At 66.8% G+C, this 8,934-nt stretch carries 5 protein-coding genes and 1 pseudogene; 3 read left to right on the forward strand and 3 right to left on the reverse strand.

The window, feature by feature from the left end:
* Positions 1-121 (forward strand): annotated as a pseudogene (locus tag QZY48_RS11210) (IS5/IS1182 family transposase); the annotation flags it as partial.
* A 514-nt stretch (positions 122-635) separates the two neighbouring features.
* Here QZY48_RS11210 and QZY48_RS11215 read toward each other — a convergent pair.
* Positions 636-2,426: an N-acetylglutaminylglutamine amidotransferase gene (locus QZY48_RS11215; RefSeq protein WP_295430941.1), complete on the reverse strand. Its 1,791-nt coding sequence runs from the start codon at positions 2,424-2,426 to the stop codon at positions 636-638.
* A gap of 407 nt (positions 2,427-2,833) precedes the next feature.
* Here QZY48_RS11215 and QZY48_RS11220 point away from each other — a divergent pair, with 407 nt between their 5' ends.
* Positions 2,834-3,415 carry a Fe-Mn family superoxide dismutase gene (locus tag QZY48_RS11220; RefSeq protein WP_295430942.1) on the forward strand — a complete coding sequence of 194 codons (582 nt, stop codon included), beginning with the start codon at positions 2,834-2,836 and terminating at the stop codon, positions 3,413-3,415.
* 391 nt (positions 3,416-3,806) lie between these two features.
* Here the strand turns inward: QZY48_RS11220 and QZY48_RS11225 are convergent, their stop codons facing one another.
* Positions 3,807-6,995 (reverse strand): CHAT domain-containing protein, encoded by a 3,189-nt coding sequence (locus tag QZY48_RS11225; protein ID WP_295430943.1) that lies wholly within the window; start codon positions 6,993-6,995, stop codon positions 3,807-3,809.
* A gap of 122 nt (positions 6,996-7,117) precedes the next feature.
* Positions 7,118-8,386 (reverse strand): glutamate-5-semialdehyde dehydrogenase, encoded by a 1,269-nt coding sequence (locus QZY48_RS11230; RefSeq protein WP_295430944.1) that lies wholly within the window; start codon positions 8,384-8,386, stop codon positions 7,118-7,120.
* Between the two features lie 142 nt (positions 8,387-8,528).
* Here QZY48_RS11230 and QZY48_RS11235 point away from each other — a divergent pair, with 142 nt between their 5' ends.
* Entirely contained in the window at positions 8,529-8,708 is a 180-nt protein-coding gene (locus QZY48_RS11235; RefSeq protein ID WP_295430945.1) for a hypothetical protein, read from the forward strand.
* Positions 8,709-8,934 lie beyond the last annotated feature (226 nt).

Consider the following 8,934-nt stretch of genomic DNA (forward strand, 5'->3'; position numbering starts at 1 on the left):
CTGGAACGAGCGCGCACGCCGTTTGATCATGCACCATGATCGCCTGCTGTGCGTGTCCGAAGCCTGGGTCTGGCTCACTGAGGCGCGGATCCTTCTACGACGCATGACGACAACGACTTAATTTTGTCTATACCCTCTGAGGACGCCGGGGTTGGTTTGCAGCGCTTTGATACCGACGGTTTGCATAATAAATACTCCGCTTCGGGGGTACATCAGGATAACACCCCTGCGTAATCTGAAGCGCGCAAGGTGCCGCTCAAGACCGGCCCGAGTGCGGTTTCCGGGCCAATTCCTGCTAACGGCCATGGAAGGAACATCAATCACCCCGGAAGGTGAAAGGCGTGCGTGGGAGCGGCTTTACCGTGAAAGTGCGTAGTCAGGCCATCCTGGCCTGACGGTGTCGGGGCTGGAACAGTCAGGGCTGGAAGCCCTGACTACGTCGCCCTGCACGCTGGCCATCGAGCTAGCGGTCGAGAGGACTTTCATGTTCCGGGGTGGCGCGGATGCCATGACCGTTAGCCGCGATGCTAGGCCTCGTCGCGGCTAAAGCCGCTCCCACAGGGTCCCGGCGGGACCTTTACGGTAAAGCGTCGGCCTCCGGTCGAGGGGCGCAGCAGCGGCGGGAGGTCGCGGCCTCAGTCGGCCGGAGCCCCATCGACATTGCGCTGCAGCCACAGCTCCAGCAGCGCCAGGTGCCAGAGCTTGTTGCCCTGGATGCGGGTGTGGTGCAGGTCCGGCGCGGCGAGCAGCATGTCGAGATACTCGGGCCGGTAGAGCCCGCGCTCGCGTCCGGCGCGCGAGGTCAGGGCGTCGCGCATCAGGTCCAGGAAGGGGCCGCGGACATATTTCAGCGCCGGCATGGGGAAGTAGCCCTTGGGGCGGTCGATCACCGCGTCCGGCAGCAGGCCGCGGGCCATGGCCTTCAGGGGGTACTTGCCGCCCTCGCGGAGCTTCAGCGCCGGGGGGCAGCGCGCGGCCAGTTCGACCAGTTCGTGGTCCAGGAAGGGCACGCGCGCCTCCAGGCCCCAGGCCATGGTCATGTTGTCGACCCGCTTCACCGGGTCATCGACGATCAGGGTGGTGACATCCAGCCGCAGGATGGCGTCCAGCACCTCGTCCGCCCCCGGGGCCTCCAGCAGCGCCTCCAGCAGCGGCGAGGTCGGGTCGGGTCCGGCATAGGCCGGCTGGACCATGCGCAGGTATTCCGCGTGGTCGCGGTCGAAATAGTGCTTCGCCAGGCGTGCGAGGCGCGAGCCGGACGGTTCGGCCGCGATCCGCGGGTACCAGAAATAGCCGCCGAAGACCTCGTCGGCCCCCTGGCCGGACTGGACCACCTTGACCTCGCGCGAGACCTGTTCGGACAGCAGATAGAAGGCCACCACGTCCTGACCGAACATGGGCTCGGTCATGGCGTCGATGGCCTCGGGCAGGCGCTTCAGGACCTGATCGTTGGGGACCCGGAACTTGCGGTGACGGGTGCCGTAGCGGGCCACCACCAGGTCCGAGTACTCGAACTCGCTGCCTGCCTCCTCCGGGGTGTCCTCGAAGCCGACCGAGAAGGTTCTGAGATCCGCCACCCCCGCCTCCGCCAGCAGGGCGACCAGGAGGCTGGAGTCCAGGCCGCCCGAGAGCAGCACCCCGACCGGCACGTCCGCCACCTCGCTGCGCCGCTTTACTGCCAGGCGCAGGCGCTCGTGGATGCCGTCGAGCCAGTCGGCCTCGCTCGGCAGCGGGTCCGGGCGGGTGGCGTCGAGGCGCCAATAGGCCTCTTCGACCTCGCCGCCGTCGGCGTCCAGCCGCAGCCAGTGCGCCGGGGCGAGCTTGCGCACGCCCTGCAGGATGGTGCGCGGGGCCGGCACCACGGCGTGCAGGGTAAAGAGGTGGTGCAGGGCGATGGGGTCGATGCTGGTGTCCACGCCGCCGGCCGCCAGCAGGGCCTGGGTGGTCGAGGCGAAGCGGAAGCTCGGGCCCTGCCGCGACCAGTACAGCGGCTTGATGCCGAAGCGGTCACGGGCGAGGAACAGCACGCGTTGATTGGCGTCCCAGAGGGCGAAGGCGAACATGCCGTGCAGGCGCTCCGGGCAGCGCTCGCCCCAGGCGTGCCAGGCCTTGAGGATGACCTCGGTGTCGCCGTCGGAGAAGAAGCGGTAGCCCTTGGCCTCGAGTTCCCGACGCAGTTCCCGGTAGTTGTAGATGGTCCCGTTGAAGACCAGGGCGAGGCCCAGCTCCGCATCGACCATGGGCTGATTGGAGCGCACCGACAGATCGATGACCGCGAGCCGCCGGTGGCCGAACCCCAGGGCGCCGTCGCTGTAGCTCCCGCCATGGTCCGGCCCGCGGCGGGTCAACCGTGCCATCATGGACGCGATCACCGCGAGGTCCGCCGGGGCGCCGTCAAGGCGCAGTTCACCACAGATACCGCACATAGCCGCCTGCTCCCGCGGCCGCCGGGGCTCGCCCGCCGGCCACAATGATTGACCCTGGAAAGAGCCGTTCTCTCACAGAGACACAAAGATCACAAAGATTTTCAAAGCGATATGTCGATCGCGGAGGTCACCTGGGCGATGATCGACACGACGCCTTCAATGATCTGTTTTTCTTTGTGTTCTTTGTGTCTTTGTGAGAGCAATTGCCGGACTTAGGTTGACCTGACCCCGTGGTCCTCGCGGGCGCAGCCAAGGTTGCAAAGCCCCCACCAAGACCCTAACTCGGGTGCACGGCTTTACGGCCCCCTTGATCGCCTTCATCAGGCACCGGGGCAGCGGCGCAGACCGCCGCCCCGGGCCTGGACCCCGCACCAATCCCAACCCTCAGCACCCGGAGCACTCCGACCATGGCACACCAACTGCCCGCACTGCCCTACGCGAAGGACGCCCTTGCCCCCGTGATCTCCGCCGAGACCATCGACTATCACTACGGCAAGCACCACCAGGCCTATGTCACCAACCTCAACAACCTGATCCCGGGCACCGAGTTCGAGTCGCTGTCCCTGGAAGACATCATCCTGAAGTCCTCGGGCGGGGTCTTCAACAATGCCGCCCAGGTCTGGAATCATACCTTTTACTGGAACTGCCTGAGCCCCACCGGCGGCGGCGCACCCACCGGCGCCCTGGCCGCCGCCATCGACGCCAAGTTCGGCTCCTTCGAGGACTTCAAGAAGGCCTTCACCCAGTCCGCCGTCACCAACTTCGGCTCCGGCTGGACCTGGCTCGTGAAGAACGCCGACGGGTCGCTTGAGATCTTCAACACCGCCAATGCCGGCTGCCCCCTGACCTCCGGCAAGAAGCCCCTGCTGACGGTCGATGTATGGGAGCACGCCTACTATATCGACTACCGCAACGCCCGTCCCAAGTACCTGGAAACCATCTGGGACAAGATCAACTGGGACTTCGCGGCGGCGAATTTCGCGGGCTGATGCGCGGGGGCGCCGGGCCCCGGCACGGCGCCGCCGTTCGGCTGAAGCCTCGACCTCCGGTTTGGGCCTGATCAGCCAGGCGCCCGAGGCGTCGTGGAGGTCGCGCAGCGACGCTGTGGGAGCGGCTTCAGCCGCGACGAGCCTCGCAAGCCGCCGCAACGTCGCAGGTTACCGCGGCCTCGCATCGCGGCCGAAGCCGCTCCCACGCACGCCTTTCGTCTTCCGGGGCGGCTGCGGTTCCTTCCGTCGCCACTGGCCTGACTCGGCACCGGCTGTCAGTCGGCACCGTGGCCGCAGGTGCGGGGTCATGCCTCAATGCGCGTTCCTCTCGGAACACCGCCACGGCGGTGTTCCGAAACCCCCGCCCATCCGGTCTCTGACGAGACGTCGCTCAAGGCGCCGCGCAGGCCAACGGATCCCCATAGAAGCAGAAGGCTGCGTAGGTGTCCTCGGCGCCGGTGGCTTGGTCATAGGCGCGTCCCCTGATCTCGCGCAGCACCTCTGCGAAGGGACGTTGCGGCTGGTCCCGAACCGCACTGTAGAAATCCAAGGCGACCTTATGGGCCAGGTCGTCGCGGACGCTCCACATCGCTGCGACCACGCCAGCGGCGCCGAGACCGATAAAGGTCTGTGCAAAACCGCCCAGTCCGACCAGTGCCGGCTTGGGTCGTCCCACCTCGCAGGCATTGATGAAGACGAGGGTCGGCCGCTCTTCGAGTGCCCGGCGGAGATTGTCGAGTCCTGCGAGTATGGTCGTGTCGAGCTTGTGGTCATCCTCCAGAAAGACCGCCTGTGCCGGGCTCTGCGCCGCATCGACCCCGTGACAGATCAGGTGCAGGATGCTCGCCCGCCGATCGGCAAGGACCTCATTGATGATGTTCAACTGCGCGGGCTCGATCCTGACCCCTGGAAAATACTCCAGCACGGACGCGGCCTCGTCCTCCGCGTCGGGCAGGACCATGCCGCCCCTGTAGCGGGGGGCGATCACGATGCTGTCGGTCAGCGGGACCCGTTGTGGGCCCGCGCAACCGTCGCCCAACACCCAGCGCCCGACCGCGCAGTCCGCGCCAAGCGGGTTGCGGGTTTCGCTGTGCCCCTGCAATTTTCGATGCGGAATCATGAGCTCCCACGGGATGTATGGCTCGTCGGACACCACGGCGATGTTCTTCGGTGGGTGCCCGGCGTCCATCAGCTTCCAGTAGATGCTCTTGAAGTTTGCAGGCGCCGCGGCGAAGAGCTGGCGGCCCGCCCCCTTCATGGCGCTCAGACGTTCCAGCGGCGAGGCGTCTTCCTTGACGAAGCCTTCCATGTAGCCGCGCACGATGGATTCGGCCCCCGCAGGCAGATTCCAGTCCACCCAGCACTCCTCTTCTTCCGCCGCGATCAAGGGCGTCGCGACCCAGCACTGGAACTGGCGTCCGTCGTTGATGGGCTGAGCGCGGATCTGCACCAGCAGGTCCGGCGCCTTGGCGTTCGTATCGACCCGTAGCGTACCGACGGCAACCCGTTCGGTGACCTCGGGGGAGTCCGCCGGGACCTTGAAGTCGAGATCCAGTGGCAGAATCCGCGTCACGCTGCCGCTGGGTCGGCCCCCGTAGTTGAAGACGGCGGAGATGCTTGCGCGGCCAACCGATGGCAGGTCCGGGGCCAGCGCGAGAATCTCGTCCCGGCTGCGCACCCGCACCTCGAAGGTGGCGACTGACGAGCAGTCCTGATCAGTCGCGATCTTCAGCGGCTGGACGACTGAGCCGATCACCTCGAGTTGCGGACTGACCAGGAGATAGGCGTTGAGATCGATCTGCCGCAGGTCCGCGGGCAGCTCAATGACGATGTCCTCGCTCTCTTCGTCCTTGCGGGAAACCTGTTTGTCGGCATAGACGCGGACCCGGAGCGTCATTCCGGGTGCCGCGGCACCGTCCGGTGCGAGATCGAGATGGGGCGTGCGGCGCAGGACAGTGGGGCCAGGCACAGAAGCCGCCAGCGGCGGTTGCTGATCCGGCTTACTTCGCCGACGGATGCCTGAGGCGTGCGTTTCCCGATCCGTCTTTGGCTGACCTCCCCGGCGCATCGCCTTCACTGCGGCGCCCACGACACTAGCGACGTCTTGGAAGGTGTTGCCCGCGCTCAAGCCTAAGTACCCGAGGCTGGCGGATTGCCATGGTTCAAGCGCGCCGCGCAACTCAATGGACTCCAAAATGGGAGAGCAACTAACTTCCCCGGCGGCAGGCGGGCTGCGGTAATTGATATGCTTGTCGCGGTCCGGGGTCTCGGGTTCTTTGGGTCCGGCCGCGGAGGCGCGGGATGGACTATCCGCGAACCTCTCCCGGATGAAGTCGAGGGTTTTGGGCTGCGCGAAGTAGTTGGTATGGCGCACCACGCTCGTCGTGCCGAAGTCCAGCACCTGCTCGTCTGGGATGCTCAGGTGGTCGGACAAATCCACCATCGAGCCGGTGTCCACCACGAGATCGTTGTGGCCCTCAAAGACCAGATCGGTCAAGGCGTCTGTGGCTTGGTCACCGAGTTGGCGGAAATATTTCCAGAACCGCCAACCATGCTGCTCGCTCTCGAAGTTGGACTGGACTGCGAAGTAACGCCCTGCGGCCGAGCAAGCCCCCTGCCGCAAGCTGATCAGTTCGGGGTTGTCGCCGCTGCGACTCTGGGCCGCCAGCCCCGGTACCAGCGCGATGGCGGCGTCCACGGCCGGGGTCTTCGCGGCGAGACTGGTCACTGAGGTGACGACGCGAAACACACCGGTCAGCACCGTGAGGAAGGGTACCGCCGCCGTGGCTGCGCCGAGTGCCGCGCCGATGTTCGACAGCAGGCTGAGGCTGCCGCGGATGTTCGTCGGGGCGGCGAGTCCAGTGCCGGCGAGCGGCGACCCGACAAAGACGACCCGCCGCTTCTGCGGCGGGGCGCGATCGAAGGCATCGAGCCACCAGCGCGTGACCAGCCCCCCGCGACTGTGGCAGATGACGTCGATTGCGGCCCTCGTCTCGCCGAGGGCGAGGGCCAGCGCTCGGGCATTCAGCATCGGGCTGACCGAGAGGGTTGGATGATCGAAGGTGAGGATGTGGGAGTAGTGTCCGCGCGCCCAGTCAAAGAAGTCCGCCCCCTGCGGATTCTCGCCAATGTTGCGCACGAGTGTCTCACTGTCGGAAAAAGTGCCGTGGATCAGGAGCAGCAGGCGTCCGGTCGCCGGGACCGATGCGATGGGTTGTAGTCCGTCGTCGCCCCAATGGCGCAGGCCGCGCTTCGGCGTGAGCTTCTTGTCCAGGCCCTCCAGCCAAGTCCCGATTTGGGAGCGGCCGAGACGCTCGAAGACGCGCTCGTACTTGATGTCTGCTGCCGCGGCAGTATCGCCTTGCCCCCGCCGCCGCCGCGCAGTCGATGCAGCCGGCTCGGCCTGCTCCACATGGAGTACGCCGTCGCGATCGACAACTTGAAGCACCGCCTCGCCCGCGCCAGTCGGACTGGGCGTCCCCACCTTCCGTCGTTTGATCGCGATACCTGGTCCGGTTGCGGGCTCAAGCTCGTCGGCGATCGCATCGAGCGCTTGTGATAATCCGGCAGTCTCATTCATGACAGCGCACCCTTATCTGAGAACCAAACGCCAAATTCCGCTTAGATGCCCTGCATGAGCAGCGGTTGCCTTAAGCATAGCAACTTCACGGCTTTTTACGGTTGTCCCAACTCCGCCGCCTGCTAGCCCCGCACCTGCCCATCCCCCAGCACCACGAACTTGAGCGAGGTCAGCCCCTCCAGCCCCACCGGCCCGCGGGCGTGGAACTTGTCGGTGCTGATGCCGATCTCGGCACCTAAGCCGTACTCGAAGCCGTCGGCGAAGCGGGTGCTGGCGTTGACCATGACGGAGCTTGAGTCGACCTCGCGCAGGAAGCGCCGGGCGCGGCCATAGTCCTGGGTGACGATGGCGTCGGTGTGGGCCGAGCCGTGGCGGGCGATGTGGTCCATGGCGGCGTCCAGTCCGTCCACGATCCGGATGGAGAGGATGGGGGCCAGGTACTCGGTGTCCCAGTCCTCGTCGGTGGCCGGCAGGGCGTAGGGGACCAGATCGAGGGTGCGGGGGCAGCCGCGCAGTTCCACGCCCTGGGCGGCCAGGGCGGCGGCGATGGGCGGCAGCAGGGTCGCGGCCACCGGTGCGTCGACTAGCAGGGTCTCCATGGTGTTGCAGGTGCCGTAGCGCTGGGTCTTGGCGTTCATGACGATGCGCAGGGCCTGGTCCGGGTCCGCCGCGGCGTCCAGGTACACGTGACAGATGCCGTCCAGGTGCTTGATCACCGGTACCCGCGCCTCCCGGCTGATGCGCTCGATCAGCCCCTTGCCGCCGCGCGGGATGATGACATCGATGAACTCCGGCATGGCGATCATGGCCCCGACCGCGGCGCGGTCGGTGGTGGCGACCACCTGGACGCCATCGGCCGGCAGCCCGGCCTGCGTCAGCCCGGCGCGGATGCAGGCGGCGATTGCCTGGTTGGAGGCGAGCGACTCGGAGCCGCCGCGCAGCACCGTGGCGTTGCCGGATTTGAGACAAAGCCCGGCGGCGTCCGCGGTGACGTTGGGCCGCGACTCGTAGATGATGCCGACGACCCCCAGCGGCACCCGCATCCGCCCCACCTGGATGCCGGAGGGGCGGTAGTTGAGGTCGGTGATGGCACCGATGGGGTCGGGCAGGGCGGCGATCTGGCGCAGCCCCTCCAGCATGGCGTCGATGCGCCCGGGGGTGAGTTCCAGGCGGTCCAGCATGGCCGCGTCCAGGCCCTTGGCCGCCCCGGCGTCCAGGTCCGCGCGGTTGGCGGTGGCGATCACCGCGCGCTCCTGGTCGAGGTGGTCCGCGATGGCGATCAGCGCCGCGTCCTTGTCGCGGGTGGTGGCGCGGGCCAGGGCGCGGGCGGCGGTGCGGGCGCGGCGGCCCAGGTCCGTCATGTAGGTCGGGATGTCGGTGATCTGGGTCATGGTGGTTTTCCGGGCTGCAATGGTGGTGCAGTGGGGGCCGCGGGCGGTGCGGGCCTCGTGGGGTCGAGGCGTGGGAGCATAGCAGTCCGACCTGCGTTTTGTCCGTGGCTCGTCAGCCGTGGGTGCGATCAGAACTGATATGGTGATCGAGATCCCGGGTACGCTGGCGTTGTCGTTGTCGAATAATCCGACCACGACCACGACCACGACCACGACCACGACGACCACGACCACGACCACGACCACGACCACGACCACGACCACGACCACGACAACGACAACGACAACGACAACGACAACGACAACGGCGCCCGGTCCGTAAGAGCGTCCAGTAGCTGTAGGGTACGCATCGCGTACCCGGCTCCGGCCAGGGCCGCGCAGACGCAATGTCGACCGGCTAACGGTCATGGCACCCGCGCCACCCCGGGACATGAAAGTCCTCTCGAATGCTAGCTCGATGGCCAGCGTGCGGGGCGGCGTAGTCAGGGCTTCCAGCCCTGACTGTTCCAGCCCCGACACCGTCAGGCCAGGATGGCCTGACTACGCAC

Source organism: uncultured Thiodictyon sp., assembly GCF_903828115.1.
GTDB lineage: Bacteria > Pseudomonadota > Gammaproteobacteria > Chromatiales > Chromatiaceae > Thiodictyon.

What these genes read in the sequence shown, in the direction of transcription:
- QZY48_RS11215 (WP_295430941.1), bottom strand. Translation starts at nt 2,426, where the DNA reads ATGTGCGGTATCTGTGGTGAACTGCGCCTTGACGGCGCCCCGGCGGAC.
- QZY48_RS11220 (WP_295430942.1), top strand. Translation starts at nt 2,834, where the DNA reads ATGGCACACCAACTGCCCGCACTGCCCTACGCGAAGGACGCCCTTGCC.
- QZY48_RS11225 (WP_295430943.1), bottom strand. Translation starts at nt 6,995, where the DNA reads ATGAATGAGACTGCCGGATTATCACAAGCGCTCGATGCGATCGCCGAC.
- QZY48_RS11230 (WP_295430944.1), bottom strand. Translation starts at nt 8,386, where the DNA reads ATGACCCAGATCACCGACATCCCGACCTACATGACGGACCTGGGCCGC.